The following is an 18,203-nucleotide window of genomic DNA, read 5'->3' on the forward strand; positions in this document are numbered from 1 at the left end:
CCATTCCATGAAGATTCAAGCCTCGTTCGCCTCGCTGCTCGCCGTCGCTTGCCTTTTCGGCTTCGTCGGCTGCAAGCAAGATACCGCGTCCACGACACCAACGCCGACCGTCAAAACTGACGACGACGGCCTTGAACACGCCGAAGGTGAGGGAAACGATCACAGCGTCGCCGGCCACGGCCACGGTGCCGGGCCGCACGGCGGTGTCATTGCTGACTGGGGCGGCGGGAAATATCACGCGGAGTTCACTGTCGATCACGACAAGACTCAAGCTACCGTCTATCTGCTTGGTGGCGATGAAAAGACGCCTGCTCCGATTGATGCCGCAACCATCGAGCTAAACATCGTCGATCCGGAAATGACGGTGACCTTGAATGCGTCACCTAAAGAAAGCGACCCCGATGGCAAAGCGTCACGGTTCATCGGCACTCATGAAAAGCTTGGTGTCGTCCAAGAGTACGAAGGTAGCATGACGGGCGTGATTGATGGCACGCCGTACTCAGGCGACTTCAAAGAAGAAGCTCACGACCACGAGTAGGCGCACTCTTTCAACAAGGACAATGCAAGATGTGGTTGATCGTCAAAGCGTTGATTTCGGCTGCGGTGATAGTCGCCGTGGCCGAGTTGTCGTCGCGAATGCCTCGTTTGGGTGCGCTATTGCTAACACTGCCCATCATCAGCATTCTCGCGTTCATCATGGCTTGGAACAAAGATCACGACATGATCGCGATCAGCAAACTCGCTCGCGAGACGTTGGTGCTGGTGCCACTCGGATTGCCGTTTTTTGTGCCGCTGGCGATGTCCTCAAAAACAGGGCTATCGTTCTGGCCAAGCTTTGGCCTGGGCGTCGTCATGGCAACACTGACGATCGGAGCATGGTTCCGTTTCGGACCGCAAGTTTCACCGTAAAATCTGGCAGCCCCTATCGTATTGATCGAGACTTCTCGCGGGATTCCGTTCGCCATTCGAGCGAGTTTGGGGTTTACATTTGTCGGAAACTGCCACGATTCAGAACGATCCACTCCGATCTGTCCTTCGGAAGACGGCAGTCGTCCCGGCGAGTGTCACTATTGCTTCTGTGCGGGTGCTTTGCCGGTCGGCCCGAGTGTCTTGGATTTGCTTTCGTTCGACTTGATTGCGTTCGATTTCGTTGTCTTCACGCCGGCTTTAGTCGCTGGCCTCTTTGCATCGGGCGTCTGCTCGGCTCGGTGTCTGCCAATGGCCGACGACGACGGGCGAGCGATTGGCAACTCTCTGCACGCTGCTGATCTAGCAGCCGACTTTCCCACGCGTATGACGAGCGGGTTGATATGCGAATTGCTCGATTTGCGGATGGCTCCGTAGGAATGACAGCAGAACGCGGTTCGCATTTGCCGATAAAATGGACTTGTCGCAAGACTAGCGTTGGCCTAGGATAAACTGCGTTTCTCTCCATTAAGAATGACCTACTAACACAATGTTTCGGCGGCTTTTACTATCGTTTATCGCATTGCGAGTTGTCGCGTGCCCGGTGTTTTGCCTGGGTGCGATTGATGATCGCTTTGTGAGCGATGTGGCAGTTGCGCATCATTCTTGTGGTTGTTCTGGTGAACAGATCGTGCCTTGCGATGACGATGGCGTTCCACCGGCCAATTCGCCTTGCCCTTGCGAAACGGGATGCGAGTGCCAGGTCACGCTTGAGCTGAACCATCGGACCATTGCTGATTTTCAGCTCGCCCTGGATCTCGCTCCGCTGAAATTGGAGACGCCTGGTCTCTCGGAGGTCGTGGTTTCTCGATTCGAGCATCAGCCTCGTCCATTCGATCTGTTGACAGGTCGCTCGGTGCGCGTTGCGCACTCTTCTTGGCTGCTCTAAGCCGCGAGTAGATCTCTTCGTTTGCTGACCGGCGAACTCGGCTTGCAATTCCGGCTCCGGATTTGCGCACTCGGGATCTAGCTTCTGGTTGGCTGCGATTTTAGTCGTTGTATGCGTTCGCAGTTGTTGCGTGCGCTGCTTGCACCATCTTTAGCAAGTTCAAATCGACGAGGATGACAATGATGAGTGATGAAAACAACATGGAACTAAAAGTTCATGGCATGGACTGTGCCGAAGAAGTCTCGCTGATCAAACGCGAATTGGTGCCACTGCTCGGTGGTGATGAGCGTTTGGGTTTCGACTTGCTCAACGCCCGCCTGACGGTCGATCTGAATGGCGTTGACGTTACCGCCGGTGACGTGCGGGCCGCGATCGAGCGGACGGGATTGGAGGCCGAGACATGGGAGAATGCTGGGCAGTCATCGGACGAACAATCGTTCTGGGCAAGCCATCAGCGGGCGATCATGACCGCGATCAGCGGTGCGTTCGGCGGAATCGGATTGGTGATTCATCTGCTCTCTGGCGGCTTCGGTGATGCCGTCGCGAAGCCCGCGATTGCTTGCTATCTCGTTGGCATCTTGGCCGGTCTATATTTAGTGCTGCCGAAGGCATGGCGGTCGCTGATTACCTTGCGACCCGACATGAATTTGTTGATGTCGATCGCGGTGGTCGGTGCGATCGCGATCGGCGAATGGTTTGAGGGGGCGGCGGTCGCATTTCTGTTCTCGTTGTCGTTGCTATTGGAATCATGGAGCATCGGTCGGGCGAGGCGGGCGATCGCTTCGCTGATGGACCTGACGCCGCCGGTCGCTCACCTACGCGACGAATCCGGCGAAGTCCGTGACGTTCCGCCCGCTGATGTTCCGGTCGGATCGACGCTTGTTGTTCGTCCCGGCGAGAAGATTCCTCTTGATGGCGAAGTCGTCGTCGGCAACAGCGATGTTAACCAGGCCCCGATCACCGGTGAAAGCGTGCCGGTGGAAAAGCAAGTCGGCGACGAGTTGTTCGCAGGCACGATCAACGGCGACGGTTTGCTGGAAATGCGGAGCACGAAAGCGGCGGAGAATACAACGCTGGCCCGCATCATCCAGCTGGTCGGCGATGCCGGATCAAAGCGGGCACCGTCGGAGAAGTGGGTCGAGAAATTTGCCGCGATCTACACCCCGGTGGTGATGGCGGTTGCCCTCTTGATCCTTCTGATTCCGACTTTGCTACTCGGACAGCCTTGGTCGGTTTGGATCTATCGGTCGCTCGTGATATTGGTCATCGCTTGCCCGTGTGCTCTGGTCATGTCAACGCCCGTCTCGGTTGTTGCTGCGTTGGCCGCTGCGGCTCGCCAAGGAGTTTTGGTCAAAGGTGGCGTGTTCATTGAACTTCCGGGAAAACTCGTCGCGATCGCGATGGACAAGACCGGGACGCTGACCAAGGGGGCTCCCGAAGTGATCGACGTCGTTCCAATGAGCGGGCACGACGAAGAAGAATTGCTATCGCGTGCCGGAGCGCTCGAACTCAACAGCAATCACCCGCTCGCGCGAGCCATCGTCGATGAGACTAAGAAGCGTGGCATGAACATGCCGCCAGCCGAATCGTTCGAGACGATCCAAGGCAAAGGAGCGACTGGAGTCATCGACGGGAAAACTTATTGGCTCGGTTCATTTCGTTATCTTGAACAACGCGAACAGGAAACCCCGGAAGTTCATCAGCAGCTTGAGGAGATGCAGGATGCCGGGCGAACCGTCGTGGCAATCGGCAATGACGAACACGTATGCGGCTTCATCACGCTGGCCGATGCGATCCGCGAAGAAACCCGCGACGCGATCAAGACGTTGCACGAAGTTGGTATCAAACAAATCGTCATGCTAACGGGCGACAACGAGGGCACAGCCAAGGCGATCGGCAAAGAAGCCGGTATCGACGAAGTTCACGCGGAGTTGTTGCCCGAGGACAAAGTCAAGGCGGTCGAGGATCTCGTTTTGCGTTACGAGCATGTTGCGATGATCGGCGATGGCGTCAACGATGCACCCGCGCTTGCTCGCGCGTCGTTGGGACTCGCGATGGGCGCGGCAGGCAGCGACGCGGCGATCGAAACGGCGGACATCGCGCTCATGTCGGATGATCTATCGAAGCTGCCGTGGTTGATCGGACACTCTCGGCGAACACTGGCGATCATTCGCCAAAACATCTGGTTCTCACTGGCGATCAAGGCTTTGTTCGTCGTGCTGACCTTGATGGGCATGGCATCGCTGTGGGCCGCCATCGCCGCCGACATGGGAGCGTCGCTGCTAGTCATCGCGAATGGACTGCGGTTGCTTTCGAGCCAGGAGGAGTCAAGCTGATCGGTGTCATCATTTCGGGAGCACTGGTCTTGTAGACAGGATCACAGGTTCCCGACTTGGTCATCGGGATAATCATTGCGGCGGTGGTCCTCCGGGGCGGCGTGAAGATTCGCGGATAGGCAAAGGATGAAGTCTACTTCGATGTGGCCTGATGATTGCCCGATGACTGTGCCGCGCTTTCTCAAAACGATGCCGGTGGAGGAGTGTCAATCCGAAAGGAGCCATCGGACGGCTGGACCGATAGATCTCTCTGCGATGTCGATGAGAGCGGGGTGTCGAATTGGCTTTGGTTGCTTCGGCTCGGCGGTGCGACAGTCCGTGGATCAAACGTTGATTGGGGTGGGCTGGCAATCGGACGCGAATCATCGCGTGGATACTGGTCTCGAAGATGATCCTGCTGAGACGGGAAGTTGCCGGTGGAAGCGGAAGGCAACGAGGGCGGTGCAAGATAGCCGCCATCAGATGGCGCGACTGCACCGTCCGGACTCACAGGGCCATGCGAGTGAGCGTCGTACGAATGGCTGGCGTGATCGTGGCCAGCGTGATCGTCAGGCTGAACAAAATTCCGTTCGTCGTATGCCGGTGCATTGTTGAAGGGAACATTCTGAAAACTTCTGCCTTCTAGGTAGGGCGATCCAATTTCGGATTGCAGTTGATACTGCAAGGGACAAACGCTAGTCGCTGGGCAGTACGTATCAAGCCCGCCATGTCCCAGATAGTCGTTGTCTCGGTAGTGAGCATGACCTCCGTAACCTTGATAGTGACCTGCGTGGTATTCAAAGCCGTGATGGTAGTCGTGGGCGTGCCCTTGAATGCCGCCATGATGGAACCAGTACTCGTGGTGATATTGAGCAGCGGCAGAATCGGCGAAATGGACTGTGAAAAGAAACGCAGCGGCGGCAGTGGCAATGAATTGCGTAGGCATGTTTTTCCACTCTTTGTAAATGTTATCGAAATTGTTTAGCCGCCTCCCCAGCGGGCCGCGCTTCTGAGAGGTTCTTCGCACGAACCGCGTGAGACGAAGCTTACGCGGTCATTCAAAATCTGTTGGTTCCTCGTTCATAGTCGCTTAGTGATGGTGTCCACCGACGCCTAGAACATGGAAGCGTCCAATGTCGATGTGCAACCCACCGTGCTGTCGGCTCGATGGCGCACGATACGCCGGAGTGTACTGTTGCTGGTATTGCGGTTGATACGTTTGGCCGTATCCATAGCCGCTATTTTTCGATCGGTATCCGTAGTTGGGATATGTTTGAATGGGCGCGTGACTGAAGCCACCGTGGTGATAGCTACCATGATGACTGCCGCCGAATCCATGGTGACCGCCGTGAAAGTAATCTGCTGCAGTGGTGGTGGCGGTTCCGGTGGCGGAAAACAATCCTGACGTGAGAGCAATGGCGAGAAAGCGTTTCATACTGATTCATCTTGACGTTTTGGGGGGAGGTGCACGGCAAGTGCCGCTGAACCCTGACTAACGCACCTTATGTGCCAAACCAGAAAACCGGCGATTTACGCAGGTTTCAACAATCAGGTGTCGTCGGAATGACTTCTGAGCGTCACCGTTAAGACGACAAACTGAGACTTGCCCAACAGTTCTTCCGCACAACCGTTACCACTGGACCCCGATCAGGTGGGATGAAACGGACTGCAGCGATTCGATTTGATGTTTCGCTTGTTTCAAGCCGATGGAAAACACCGGCTGGTCTATTTTTTCACGGAGGAAAATGCGGTGATCGCATCTCAACCGACCAGCAATCGTTCTCGTCAATCGCGACGTCGGCGATTGCGTGCGGTCTTGAACATGATCCTTATCACAAGCTCGGCGGCGAGTTTCACGACAGGCTGTCAAAGCGTTGGCAGTCACGTCGCAAAAGCGACTCGAACGCCTGCGCCGGTTCACGCGACCCCATCGGACGAAATACCCAGCTCATTTCAAGGCGTCGTCGATGCCCCCGTGGTGACCGTCGCATTTGACGACAAAGTGGATGTCGGCGTGGACGAGAAAGGGCTTAGCGAAAACTCTGCCGCCAATGCCAGGCAAGAGCAGGATTCCGACGAAAAAGCCGATGCCGATGATGCCGGTTCGCTTGCGGACGTCATGGCATTGGAATCGCCACGCCAAGCAGCTGCGTACGACGTGCAACCGTTCTCTATGAGCAACGACTACTACTTCAGCGAACAACCCGCCGATCAGACCGACGGACTCACACTCGAAGCGATCGAGTCGATCGCGCTTGCCAACAACCCAACGATTGCTGAACTTGTCGCGACGACCCAGAAGGCGGCTGGTTACAAAGCCCAGGTTGGTCTGCGAGCCAATCCGTCCATCGGTTATCAAGCGACACAATTGGCCGACCGAGGCACCGACCAGCACACCATTTTCATCTCGCAAACGATTATCACAGCCGACAAACTGGCTCTCAATCGCAACGTGCTGAACGAAGCTCTTCGCGCCCAGTTGATGCAACTTGAAGCTCAAAAGTACCGTATTACGACGGACATTCGCCTTGCATTTTACGACGCGTTGGCAGCCCAGAATCGTGTCAACTTGATCCAAGATTTCCAGTCGGTCGCCGACACGGGAGTTGATCTAGCAGAGCAAATCAAAGAGGCTCAGGAAGGATCGCAGCTGGACGTCGTACAAGCGAAAGTGCAACAGAACGAAATTCGTTTGGCGCTGCGTCAAGCACAAGTACAACTCGACGCGACATGGCGAGAACTTTCTGCGTTGGCCGGCAATCCGAACTTGACACCGATGCCGCTCAAGGGCACATTGCCCAATGCAGAAGCTGAACTGGATTGGCCCAGCGTCGCGTCCACGATGATCGCGTCGAGTCCCGAAGTTCAGGCGGCTCAAGCTCGCATCAATCAAGCACGTGCGAACATCTGCCGCCAAGAAGTGCAGCCGATACCAAACCTTGACGTGCAGTTCGCCGCCGGTTTGGACAACGGCACCGACAACGGTTTGATTAACTTACAAATCGGCGCACCGATTCCCGTCTTCAATAAGAATCAGGGAAACATCTGTGCCGCCCGCTCCGAGTACGCTCGGGCATCACGAGAACTCGATCGGATTCAAAATTCGATCAAGGCCCGACTGGCTGCCGTGTCACGAGCCTACGATTCGTCGTTGATCGCTGTCGAGCAATACACGAGCGACATTCTGCCCAACGCTGAGGAAGGTCTCAAGTTGGCTGAATTCGCATACAAAGCGGGCGAGACCAGCTTCGTGCAAGTCCTCATTGCACGTCGAACCTACTTCGACACAAACTTGCAGTACATCGTTTCTCAACAACAACTCGCTCAAGCTCGCGCTCGCGTCGATGGTTTTGTGCTGACCGGTGCCCTGGATGCGGTCGTTGATAGAAGCGGCGACGATAGCCTTCGCGGCCTGACACTGAGTCAGCAGTGATTCAGTCGGAGTGAATCAAGATGCGTCAAACTTGCGCTGTTTGGAATTAGCGACGCTGAATGCGCACAATCTCACGAACGAAAGTAGAAACAGCATCGAAACGCAACTTAGATGCACATCTGCTGGTCTGTTTTCTTGCTTACGTGATGTGGGAAACACTTGGCGGGTTGTGTGAGCAAGCGGGTCTGGGGACTGAACCTCGCCGTGTGATGGACGAGTTGGGCGAGATCCGATCGATGGACGTGGTCTTGCCGACGCAAGAGGGGATCGAACTTCGCCAGCCATGCATCGCTCGTCCCAGCGAGCATCAAGCGATTCTACTCGAGCGACCCGGGCTCGATCTTCCCAAACGACTACATCAAATCGAAATGTAGTGGAAACTTTTTGAGTGTCACCCCGCAAAACGCGGTGTTTACTCAGCGAACTGGGGAAGTCGGGCTAGGCCGGTGCAGTTTTAAAAGGTTTGCTGGTGACTTTGGGTCTGTAAACCGACCCAGTGAGTGCAGCGGACTCCAATTGCCAGGAGGCCGTTACTTCTCAAGGACCGGCTTTCTATCATTCGGCTTCCTATCGAGAGTCAGTGGGAAAAAAACGTTGTCCGAATGCTCGTCGGATAAAGAATCGTTCGTCGCCTCCGGATCAGGCAACGGGGGTTTCATAACGCTGTAGGTATTCTTGCTGCTGAACTCATTAAATGCGTAAGAATCCGATCGGAAAACAACCGCGTCGAGTGACTTGCTATTTCGTTTGATCCAGTCAGCAACCGCTATCCGAATCTGACGTGGCAGCGGAAACGGTTTCTCGAAGCCCGCAATTGCGTGACGAATGGATTCAATATCGTGCATTTCCGTTATTTGATCACACCGGCTGATCCCATGTGGGATATCGGTGAAAAGAAAAAACTCGTCATCGAGTTCGTAAACAGCCAGTACGGGAACTGGCGAGAGAGGCTTTGAATACGGTCGACCATTTGTAGCTTCGGATTGAAGTTCGATCAGATCCTTAACACGAATGGCAGTTTTTGGGTTCAGTCGCACTCTTATGATGGCATCGTAATAGGGCCTTAAGTACTCGCGAAGTTCAGAGCAGTACTCGCAGGCTTTGTTTTCACTCGCACCGGCATGCGTTAACTCCCCATTTGCGGCAGAGTCGGACAGAGCAAGTCGACATAAGCTATGGAGCAATTCACCGTCTAGCTCGGACTGGTACCGATCCTCCGTTGAACTGTCAAGCAGCATCTTTGACGCGAATAAACAGATTTCCAACTGATCTCGATGAGGAGCCGACCCAATGATGTCGCGGTAACGCAGCAAAGCGTCACGCAACTGGTCGGCGTTTGACGGCGAGTCAGGGTCGTAACGTGACACTTCAATCCTTTCCTTTACAGATTTGACGACTAGTGTGGTTAGTTCTCCCAGTGCTTGCCAGCTACCTGATGTCGCCTTCGATCCGCCCTCTTCTTCGTAAACCTGATCGGCGCGTTGCGCCATTCGGTAGGCCATGTCAAGATCTTGAATTGACGAATCCAGGCACAGTGTGAGAGCTTGTTTGTAGGTCAGGATGGCGCGAGTTTTTTGACGATTGTCGTTTTTACTCGCCGTCGCTTCGTCCTCGCTGAGGTCGATCGGCGGCGACGACAAATGAACGAGACTGATTGCGCGTCGATAATCATCAAAGGCTTCCAGCGGATCAATTCTTGCTGGGTCACCGAACAAGTTACAGTCCCCCAAACGCTCGCGAGTATTGATAAGGCGTTCGATGTAACTCATCTGGATTGCGGGATCATGATCGTCCGATGACAAGAACGCGTGGTAGTGACGATGGACGTTCGCGTCAAGCTGTAGATAGGCTTCACAAGCCTTGCTGGTTTCTCCTCGAAAACGAGTCAGCATCGCTATGCCGTGCTGGTTGTGCAATGCCGTGATGCGAGCGACGTGATTTTCTGTTCCGTCTTCCCGAGTAAAATGCTTCGTTAGAATTTCATTCGATTCAGCAAAGTCACTCTGTGCGTCCGCAAGTTCCCAACGCTTCATGTGAAGCCAAGCTCTTCGGTTTAGAACGTGAGCATGCAGCATGTGCCCTGGAAGGACTTCCTCTGACAGCCTTTCTGAAGTATCAAAGAGCTCTCTCGCTGCCTTCCATTCCCGCATGCCGGCTTTCGCGTCCGCTTGACGTCCGATGGCATAGATTCTGAAAAACTCGGAGTAGCCTCGATTCGCACTCACCTTCTGCACCATCTCCGCTGCAGTGGCAAATTCCTCTGCCGCAGCTTTGTGCTGAGTGACCGATGTCAGAAACTCCCCGTAGTCGGCACGACATAGCGCTGCGATGAACGGCAAGTGTTCAAGTTCCGAATTGAGAATCCGCTTTTCATAGGCGGAAATAGCATTCTTGTACTCTGACTTTGCTTCGTGCTCTCTTCCAAGTTTGTGAAGCACGACGGCAAGCAGATGCAAGTCCTCTTCCTTCAATTCCGATTTCTGTGACGTTAACTCATCGCGGATTGTCTCTAGAGCGAGTTTCAGCTTTTTGGCACTGGTTATGTCAAATAGCAACTCTGCATGCCGGTATCGTCGTGAAAGCAGGTCGTCGCCGCTGGGACGATCTCGAAAAAGCTCCTCAGCCGTTTCTCGAAGCTCGTCAATATCCACTAGCTGCGCAAACTCAGCGGATGACCTTTTTTGTGGAGTTCGTGCTGAGTGCTGCTGCATTAAATAGGTACGGATGCCTGGCACGAACCAGGGCATTTCATCAAACCACCAATTTCCTTGGCAGCTTGCTACCATCGCCTTTAGCTGCAAGTGTCCTCCGTTGCTGAGGCTTATCTCTGCGGCGGCATTTAACTTATTGAGCCCTTCCAAAGTGGGAGTAAAGCAGAACTCACCACTGTGGTTTCCTAAGTGTCGGCAGTCGGGACGCTGAGATTCGTCAGCGCTGAGTCCGTCTTTCACATAAGTCAACAAGCGGTTCGCCCAAACCCGACCGTCCGGCGATCGACCGTTACGGATAGGCAGGTACTTCAGGCCGTCCAAAAAAACAGTCGTGAATTTAGAGTTCGATCCACCGCGATCGGGAGCGTCTCCCGACACTTGGTTATCCCGACAGGAGGCCATCGCTTGGAACGAGGGCTCAAGCTGCAATGACGTGTCGGAGCGATCATCTTTGCTTGCTGGCTGGAACGCGAACTTACCCCGGCTGTTGAATATCTCACCTGAATAGCAACAATCCAGGACGATCAACGTGTGCTGACAGTTGAACTCGTCAACTTCTTTGAACAATTGATCTGGTAAGCCGACACTACCGACTGGGTTGCGATCCTTGTCGAACTCGATATCGAGCGGCAGGAGTGCCACCTGCTCACCCACGGGCGCTCGTTCACGTTTCAGGGCGTGGCCAGCGAAAAAAACTAGAATGGAATCATCGTGGTCGACTCGCAATCGTAGTTTCTTGATGTGCTCGTTGATCTCGGACTCATTCGGGTCTCCATCGTCAGCGACGTCACCATCGGTAAGAACAATGGTGTTCTCTTTCTGATAACCGTAGTACTCGGTAAGGACCTTCGACAACTCGACCGCATCGTTCGCAGCATTGCTGAGTGGCTTTAAGCCCGACGGCGCAAGCTCCGCTTCTCGCTGGGTGTAGTTGACTCCAATCAAGATCGCAAACTTCTCCGACGAAGTCAGCGGAAGCGTCTCGGTGCCAGAGTCATCACTCCACGCGTTTGAGCCGCTTGCAAGCAGAAGCAGGAAAGAAACCCATATCGCGGTCGGATTTTTTTTTCTCATTACTTTCCCCTTCTGACGCTGCAGCGCATCGGTTGGCTTCTACCATTGAGTGACTAAAAACTATAATTCTACATGAAACCGGTATGCCCATGGAATTATTTTCGCGTACTACGGTGACGAAATGGTCCAAGTCCATGACAAGATTTGCGGCTTATCCAAACCTTGCTGACTGCGAAACTGTGCTGGTGACCAAAGAGTCGCATCGAGCAGTTTCTCGAACGGTGTACTCGCTGGATCGGCCACAGTTCGTTTTGCCGATGAACCTAGACGATCCTGGCGAAGGAAGCTGTAATTTGGCGTATGTGGATGGTCGCGAGTATCCAACGCAATCACGACCACTCCAAATGCGCCTGGTTGAGAATCACCGCATCGAAAGCGATAAACAGGCTGTGCTTTTGGCGGATCATTCGGAGAAGCGTGCCGCAAGGTACCTATTCCGCGCCCCGTCTCTCCGCCTACCAAGCCGATACCAAAATTGCTGTTGAGTTGTACGATCACATACCAATAGTCGCGGCTTAAGTTGGTATTTGTCGCCCTCAATTCCACAATATCGCCAGGTCGCAACTGGCTGTTGGTGATGGGGTTTCCAACGGTGTCGTAGGCTTCAATGCTCACCGAGTTACCTGACCTGACTTGCGATTGAGCAGCGACGATCAAACGCTGCAAATTATTCCACTTCGCGATTTTCTCAACATCGCTTGTAAGTTGATCTAGAAATTTCGATGGGTCTGCGAGAGTATCAGCATTGAAGCGAGCGTGCGGAACACCTTCAAGCATTTGCGATCCAGAATCGGCAGCGACAAGTAGATCAAGCTCTTGATTCGGCAGTAGCAACGCATCGCCACTCGATTGCAGCACAACAAGAGCCCAGTCTGAATGGCCTGCTTCCTGATCTACTTGATAGCCAGACTCGACAGCTTGCTTGCTTACTAAGTTGGCCAACCGTTCGTCAGCGAGCGGCTTAAGCCCTGATTCATTAAGTGCGACAAGGTCAAGGCGAATACGGGTATCTGTCGCGCTGGACAACAGCTGGCAGAGGCAGTTCTCTGGCCAAGGGTCGTCCGTCGATGAATTTGTCCGCTGAACATTTGCGGAGGTGGCATTCGATGAAAGTACTCGAACTTGTCCGAGCGGACTCGTTTGTTCTTTATCGCCGGGAGCAAATACCTCAAGCATCGCTCCGGCGTGTAGCCCAGCGAGCTGACCACCGGACACAAACATCTGTTCGCCTTTTCGATTAAGAAAAAGCGGGCGCTGTTTCGGCCAAGACTTTAGACCGAGGACTTCTCGCTGGAGGTCTCCGGTCCAGAATGGTGATGGTTTTCTTCGCCCGTCAGTTTGGTATCGGCTGATGAGTGCGCGACCCAAGTCGTCATAGGAGGCTGCTCCCTTCCGTTCTCGAAGCTCCTGCTCCAGGTGGTACGAAAGCAGTCCACGTTTAATTCCCGTCACCCGTGGTCGTATCAACTCCGCCTCGGTTTGATGCGACTTAGCGGCGAAGAATGCGACAACGCTACCGGTGCCACCGCCGCGGGGAATGTTTTCAATGATCTCACCAGATGTTCGGCTTTGCAGTGCGTTTTGCTTCGCTTGCAACTCAGCACGCTTCTTGACCGCTTTCAGTTTCTCTGGGGAAACGCCAGCCACTTTTGGAGAAACGTACCTTGCCACTTCTTCGTTTGTACTGGCACTTCGCGTCATCGTTCCTGAATGGCAACTGTCGAACACGATCCAAACGTGCGTTCCCTTCGACTTCAATTGATCCAACCACATACCAATTTGGTTGTCTAGGATCATATTCTGACCCGAGGCGTAGTCGGCTGGAAGAAATGCCTCGTCCAACCCATCAGGCTCAGGATTAGCTGGGTCTAGCAGATCCGTTTGAGAGTCGGGAACCGGGAAATACGTTCCATGTCCAGACATCAATATCAGAACCTGTGTGTCAGGCTCAGCCGAGTGAATCAGTTGCTCAAATGCACTTACGATATTGTCGTGAGTGGGCCTCGAAGCTTCGTCGTCAGACCATCCGGAGAGGACTGTAACGTGTTGGAACTCGAGTTCATGTTCAAGCAATTGCTTGAAGGCGGAAACATCGTTCGCTGCGCCCGGAAGATCGGTGATCTCTTTGGATACATACTTCGAACAACCAATCAAAATGGCGACTCGTTCACCAAAGCAATGCTGGTTTGTTGTCAGTAACACCAGAGCGATAGCGATAGCTTGCGTTAATCGATCCATAATCGTTACATACTCCAACGTGGGTAAGCCCTAGTCGCAGTTGCGACTAGGGCTCGGTGCAGGTGCTTTCCATTTCAACACAAGCCGTTAGTCGTCGATATGCCAACGGAGGTCGTGGTGGTGTCCACGCACATTTCCGTGGGCAATCACTTCGTTATCTTCCAAGCAATATGCATCGAAATGGTTTTCGTACCCATGTGCATGAACACGGAAATATCCGGTCCGACCCGACCGAACGCGTCCAACCTCTCTTCCGTCAACAGTGATCCTGAGATTGTGTGGCGTGTGGTTGTCAACGGTCAGAGTTCCATAGACCTCTTTCGTTGCTTCGCCCGATTCAGCTGCCAAGTCTTCAGTAAGCTCAATAAGTTGTTTGAGCTCCGCCTTCTTAGACTGATCAGAAACCAGTTGGGCGATTGCTTTCAGTTCTTTCAAATCGCGTCGCAACTTCGCCAATTCAACAGCCTCGGCCATTACTTGTGACGATGTTACTTGCGCCTGCTTTCCAGTCGCTGCCTCCGCTGCCGCCAAACTCTTGGCGGCAACGGCAAGGGTCACCGGGTCGGGTGTGACGCGAGCGGCATGGATTTGGCTTCCCAAAGGGATCAAGTAGCTAAAGTCAGCACCAAGCGCTTGTTGGAAATTGATACTACAAGCGCCTAAGCAAGGGGTAGTCTTGCCGTCTTTGGAAAGGCTTGATCGAACTTCGACCGCTTCTTTTGTGCTCGCGTCCTGTGCAACGGAAACGGACGATCCCGACGCGACAAGAACCGCGACGAAAGCTATGTGGTAAAAACGCATTTTCTGTACCTCGTGCCTTTGGCAAACTAGGAGATGGTGTGACAGTCCGTTGTAAAAAAAATTTCCTGAGGAGCGAGATCTGGCGACCTGTCATGAACTCACTGGCGTTGATTGTACGCCCCCCAGCACGGCGGTACAATCAACCACCCGCAGGGAAGACGCGACGACGTCAAGTTTTCATGAAGGTGACAATGCAACAGCAAACCGGCGGCGGATTAGATTCCTGTAATTATTTGGAAATGTTGAGTGCTGCAGATGAGCGACAGCCAATTCATATCGTTGGTCGACCGGCTAGGGGCGGGTAGTTCCGAAGCCGCGGGCGATCTGATGCTTGCGTACGGAGCCGAGATTCGACGATTTATTCGTTTCCGAATGCGAGATTCTGTTCTTCGGCGGCTGCACGATTCCATTGATGTAGAGCAGTCTGTCTTTCGCCGGTTCTTCAAACGTGGTGGTACTGGCGATTTGAGCTTGGCCACCGAAGATGAACTGCGGGCCTATTTGTTCACGCTTGCCAAACATCGCGTCAGCGAAATGAAGCGAGAGCAATCGGCACAGAAACGAAAAGCAAACTTCGTCGAGGAGGATTCCAGGTTTCAACTGGGACAGCTCGCCGGAACCAACGGAACGACCGATTCCGCTTCGGCAGAGTCTGAGTTGATGTTGGAAGTGCGCTCCATCGTCGGAACGGATGATTGGGAAGCGGTCGTTCAACGACTCGAAGGACGAACGTGGAAAGAGGTTGCTCGGGATCGAGGAACCAAGCCGGACACTCTTCGCAAACGATTACAAACCGCATTGCAGCTCGTGAAGGCCCGACTGACGAGCACTGAATGAACCAGCATGACTAACAACGATTTTCAACAACTGCTCGATCAAGTCGACTCGGTGCCAGCGAGCGACATCACTGCACGCATCGAATCGTTGTTGGCATCTCATCACGGCACGCTCGATCATGGGCAGCAAGTCGACTTGCTCTATTTGGAATATCTGACCCGCACTTCCGCTGGCGATGAGAACGTCGTGGACGACTTGCGAAGTAGGCATCCGAGTCTTGAAATTGACATTGTTCGTCAAATCAAAGTCGACACCGAACTTTCCCGATGGGATGACACGTCGATAGCGCCGCCAACCGACTCCAACGAATCATCCCATCATTTAGCCGATCATCGCATCGGCGACTACACGGTGCTGGAAAAGATAGGCGAAGGTGCGCAGGCGGAAGTTTTTCGTGTCGTGCATCCGCAGCTACGCTGCGAGTTGGCACTGAAGGTCAGCAAACATCAATCGGAGAAAGCGGAACGTATTCTTGATGAGGGTCGCCTTTTGGTGACGGTGAATGATCCCGGTATTGCTCGGGTGATTGACGCCGGAATTTGGGGTGACCGGCCGTTCATCGTTTCGGAACTTGTTCGCGGCACGACGCTGCAAAAACGCGTCGAGCAGGATTCCCTGACAACGCAACAGTTGGTTGAGTTCGTTGCTGTAATATCGCGCACGCTCGACAAGCTGCACGATCAAGGCATCGTTCATTGCGACATCAAGCCGACCAATGTTCTATTTGATTCGCAAGGGCAACCCAAGCTGATTGACTTTGGAATGGCAGTCGATCATTCCACCGACGGCTGGGATGCGGATTCCATTCTTCGCGATGCCCATGCCGGTGGTACGCTGACTTATATGGCTCCTGAATTGTTCGTGGACTCAGGAGAATCAAACGGTCAATCCGAAGATGCTTCGCGATTACGTGGACCTGCCAACGATGTGTTTTCGCTGGGTGGTTTGTTGTACTTTGGTTTAGTGGGCCGCCATCCTTACGCATCCAAGACGTCGGACGAAATCATTGAAGCCGTGGCCAGTGGCGACTGGGACCTACAGGCTCTTCGCGATTCGGGAGCACCCCTGGCTTTGCAGAAAGCTTGCGAACAAGCAATGCAATTGCGACCGAGCGAACGCATCGAATCCGCACAACGATTCGCTGATTTGCTCGACGGTTGGTTGGCACGCACTCGCAGAAAGGATGGCGGCCGTATCGCCGTGTTCGCAATTCCTTTGATCGCGTTGTTGTGCGTCGGATGGTTGGCGTGGCCCGGCCAGCAGAGGGAAACGCATACCGCGCAGCCGCTCTTGAGTTTGCCGTCGATCGAGGCGGTTGAGCGTTTCGGCAATTTAGACATCAAGGTCTGGGCGGAGGAACGTGCTTTCGAGTTGGTCAATCGGGTGCCAGTGCTTTCAGGCGAGCAGATTCAGGTCAATGCACCGCTACGCGCGCATCACCATGGCGAACTTTGGTTAATCAGCAGCGACGGCGAAACGAACCAGCTTGCCGAATTTGAACCACTGGGCGAATCCCGCTGGGTGCATTTCCCATCAGACTTAGAGAGGGCCGTTCCGTTGATCGGTCCGGCTGGTAGCGAGGCGGTGGTATGGATCGAATCGGCGAGCCCGCTTTCGGCGCGAGAGGTTCAGGCGATGTTGGGTCAACCGAAAAACTGGCCAGCCTTGGGGAACGCCACCGTATTTCGCATCGTCGATGGGCAACTGCGTGTCGAACAGGACGATCGAGCGTTTGGGCAAAGTTCGGAATTGGAATCGCCCGATGCGGTCGTTCAGAAACACTTGCGAGCGGTCACGAAGGAACTTCAATTGCAGGGAAAACACGTGGAAATCGTTGCTTTTTCACATGTTGAAGAATAAATCTTGAAAACCCTTTCCGCTGCGAACTCGTTTTCGCATTGTCTGTGTTGTCGGGCTTAATGAAGCCCATTCACAAAGTCTCCCGCAGAGAAAAGGTTCCAATCATGTTGTCGATCACCAAAAATGTGCTGCCTATCGTCGCCTTGGCAGCCGCATTCACCCTCGGTTTTGGCGGTGAAGCTCAGGCTCAGCACGGTCATGGCTTCCACAGCGGAGGCCATCACGGCGGTCACGTGTATCCTTCGCAGCCGTCTTTCCACGTGCCGGGGCATCACCAAACGTACTACCCCTCGCACGGCATCCAGTGGCATCAACCGCAGTACCACAACACCACGCACCTCGATTACCACGCCCCGTCGTTCCAGCGTCACGGAAATCACTTTCACTACCAGCCCGGTCACTACGACGTTCATCGCACCGGGCACTGGCACTGATCTTGCCTGCGGAACAACCTGGCCGCTGGAATGCTCCGGCGGCGTTTTGGGCCTTAGACACTCGATCCGCCTGTAGCGCTGCTCTATCAATCCGCCAAGCCGTCACCTGTAACTTGATATCCGCGATGAAACGAAATAGCTGTCGCAACTCGCGACACTGTCGCGGTCAAGTTGATGACGTTCTCAAGATTTGTTGCGAGCAGATTTCGCGACTTTTCCCAATGATTCTTCGGCAATTCGCGATTGGTACAGCTTGTGCGTAGCCCTTCCTGCGTAGTTTCACTGTAGACCCACCACACAAAATTCGATAGTAATACTGCGACGATTCGTCTAATTATGCCAATCGTCCGGGCATTCTTCAAAGCGACCATGTTTCACAAACTTCTCACCTATTCGACGACGACCGCCGTAGTGCTTCACGCACTGCTGGGTTGTTGCGTGCATCACGCTCACGCGGGTCACACGCACAGCCACGATGTTGACCAAGTGATGGTGGACGTTCCGCACGTGGTTGGTCTTGCCGACGCCGACCACGATCGTGACGGGCAATCCTACGAATGCCACATAGCTTCATGCTTTGATGACGAAACGAATAAAGTTGATTCCGGACAGCCCTGTTCCCAGTCGCCTTGTTCGGGCTCAAAT

Annotated in this window: 14 protein-coding genes; 8 read left to right on the forward strand and 6 right to left on the reverse strand. The window is 54.0% G+C overall.

Features of this window, described 5'->3' with window-relative positions:
* The first annotated feature begins 7 nt into the window (after nucleotides 1–7).
* The 3 genes from NHH03_RS16365 to NHH03_RS16375 all read left to right on the forward strand — a co-directional run bounded on the left by NHH03_RS16365 (nucleotide 8) and on the right by NHH03_RS16375 (nucleotide 4,191).
* Nucleotides 8–538 carry a hypothetical protein gene (locus tag NHH03_RS16365; RefSeq protein WP_253158060.1) on the forward strand — a complete coding sequence of 177 codons (531 nt, stop codon included), beginning with the start codon at nucleotides 8–10 and terminating at the stop codon, nucleotides 536–538.
* A 29-nt stretch (nucleotides 539–567) separates the two neighbouring features.
* Nucleotides 568–909, forward strand: coding sequence for a DUF3147 family protein (locus NHH03_RS16370; protein ID WP_253158061.1), 342 nt, complete (start codon nucleotides 568–570; stop codon nucleotides 907–909).
* A 1,128-nt stretch (nucleotides 910–2,037) separates the two neighbouring features.
* The gene (locus NHH03_RS16375; RefSeq protein WP_390895579.1) at nucleotides 2,038–4,191 is read left to right on the forward strand and encodes a heavy metal translocating P-type ATPase; all 2,154 of its coding nucleotides are present in this window, start codon (nucleotides 2,038–2,040) and stop codon (nucleotides 4,189–4,191) included.
* A 181-nt stretch (nucleotides 4,192–4,372) separates the two neighbouring features.
* Here NHH03_RS16375 and NHH03_RS16380 read toward each other — a convergent pair whose 3' ends face one another.
* Nucleotides 4,373–5,116 carry a hypothetical protein gene (locus NHH03_RS16380; protein WP_253158063.1) on the reverse strand — a complete coding sequence of 248 codons (744 nt, stop codon included), beginning with the start codon at nucleotides 5,114–5,116 and terminating at the stop codon, nucleotides 4,373–4,375.
* 144 nt (nucleotides 5,117–5,260) lie between these two features.
* Nucleotides 5,261–5,605 carry a hypothetical protein gene (locus NHH03_RS16385; RefSeq protein WP_253158064.1) on the reverse strand — a complete coding sequence of 115 codons (345 nt, stop codon included), beginning with the start codon at nucleotides 5,603–5,605 and terminating at the stop codon, nucleotides 5,261–5,263.
* 249 nt (nucleotides 5,606–5,854) lie between these two features.
* Here NHH03_RS16385 and NHH03_RS16390 point away from each other — a divergent pair, with 249 nt between their 5' ends.
* On the forward strand, nucleotides 5,855–7,603 hold the full coding sequence (locus NHH03_RS16390) for a TolC family protein (RefSeq protein ID WP_253158065.1): 1,749 nt from the start codon (nucleotides 5,855–5,857) through the stop codon (nucleotides 7,601–7,603).
* A 59-nt stretch (nucleotides 7,604–7,662) separates the two neighbouring features.
* Nucleotides 7,663–7,977 carry a hypothetical protein gene (locus tag NHH03_RS16395; protein WP_253158066.1) on the forward strand — a complete coding sequence of 105 codons (315 nt, stop codon included), beginning with the start codon at nucleotides 7,663–7,665 and terminating at the stop codon, nucleotides 7,975–7,977.
* Nucleotides 7,978–8,133: 156 nt separating this feature from the next.
* Here the strand turns inward: NHH03_RS16395 and NHH03_RS16400 are convergent, their stop codons facing one another.
* The 3 genes from NHH03_RS16400 to NHH03_RS16410 form a co-directional block, all read right to left on the reverse strand.
* On the reverse strand, nucleotides 8,134–11,388 hold the full coding sequence (locus NHH03_RS16400; protein ID WP_253158067.1) for a caspase family protein: 3,255 nt from the start codon (nucleotides 11,386–11,388) through the stop codon (nucleotides 8,134–8,136).
* 108 nt (nucleotides 11,389–11,496) lie between these two features.
* On the reverse strand, nucleotides 11,497–13,626 hold the full coding sequence (locus NHH03_RS16405) for a caspase family protein (RefSeq protein WP_253158068.1): 2,130 nt from the start codon (nucleotides 13,624–13,626) through the stop codon (nucleotides 11,497–11,499).
* 87 nt (nucleotides 13,627–13,713) lie between these two features.
* A complete protein-coding gene (locus NHH03_RS16410) occupies nucleotides 13,714–14,427 on the reverse strand; it encodes a hypothetical protein (protein WP_253158069.1) in 714 nt (237 codons plus the stop codon).
* Between the two features lie 255 nt (nucleotides 14,428–14,682).
* Between NHH03_RS16410 and NHH03_RS16415 the strand changes: the two genes are divergently transcribed.
* The 3 genes from NHH03_RS16415 (at nucleotide 14,683) to NHH03_RS16425 (ending at nucleotide 17,558) form a co-directional block, all read left to right on the forward strand.
* Nucleotides 14,683–15,264, forward strand: a complete 582-nt coding sequence (locus NHH03_RS16415) for an RNA polymerase sigma factor (RefSeq protein ID WP_253158070.1) — start codon at nucleotides 14,683–14,685, stop codon at nucleotides 15,262–15,264.
* 6 nt (nucleotides 15,265–15,270) lie between these two features.
* Complete coding sequence (locus tag NHH03_RS16420) at nucleotides 15,271–17,124, forward strand: serine/threonine protein kinase (RefSeq protein WP_253158071.1); 1,854 nt, start codon at nucleotides 15,271–15,273, stop codon at nucleotides 17,122–17,124.
* A 104-nt stretch (nucleotides 17,125–17,228) separates the two neighbouring features.
* The gene (locus NHH03_RS16425; protein WP_253158072.1) at nucleotides 17,229–17,558 is read left to right on the forward strand and encodes a hypothetical protein; all 330 of its coding nucleotides are present in this window, start codon (nucleotides 17,229–17,231) and stop codon (nucleotides 17,556–17,558) included.
* Between the two features lie 330 nt (nucleotides 17,559–17,888).
* On the opposite strand, the gene NHH03_RS16430 is transcribed toward NHH03_RS16425, so the two are convergent.
* Nucleotides 17,889–18,107: a hypothetical protein gene (locus NHH03_RS16430; protein WP_253158073.1), complete on the reverse strand. Its 219-nt coding sequence runs from the start codon at nucleotides 18,105–18,107 to the stop codon at nucleotides 17,889–17,891.
* Between the last annotated feature and the right edge of the window lie 96 nt (nucleotides 18,108–18,203).

Source organism: Stieleria tagensis, from assembly GCF_024129865.1.
Taxonomy (GTDB): domain Bacteria; phylum Planctomycetota; class Planctomycetia; order Pirellulales; family Pirellulaceae; genus Stieleria; species Stieleria tagensis.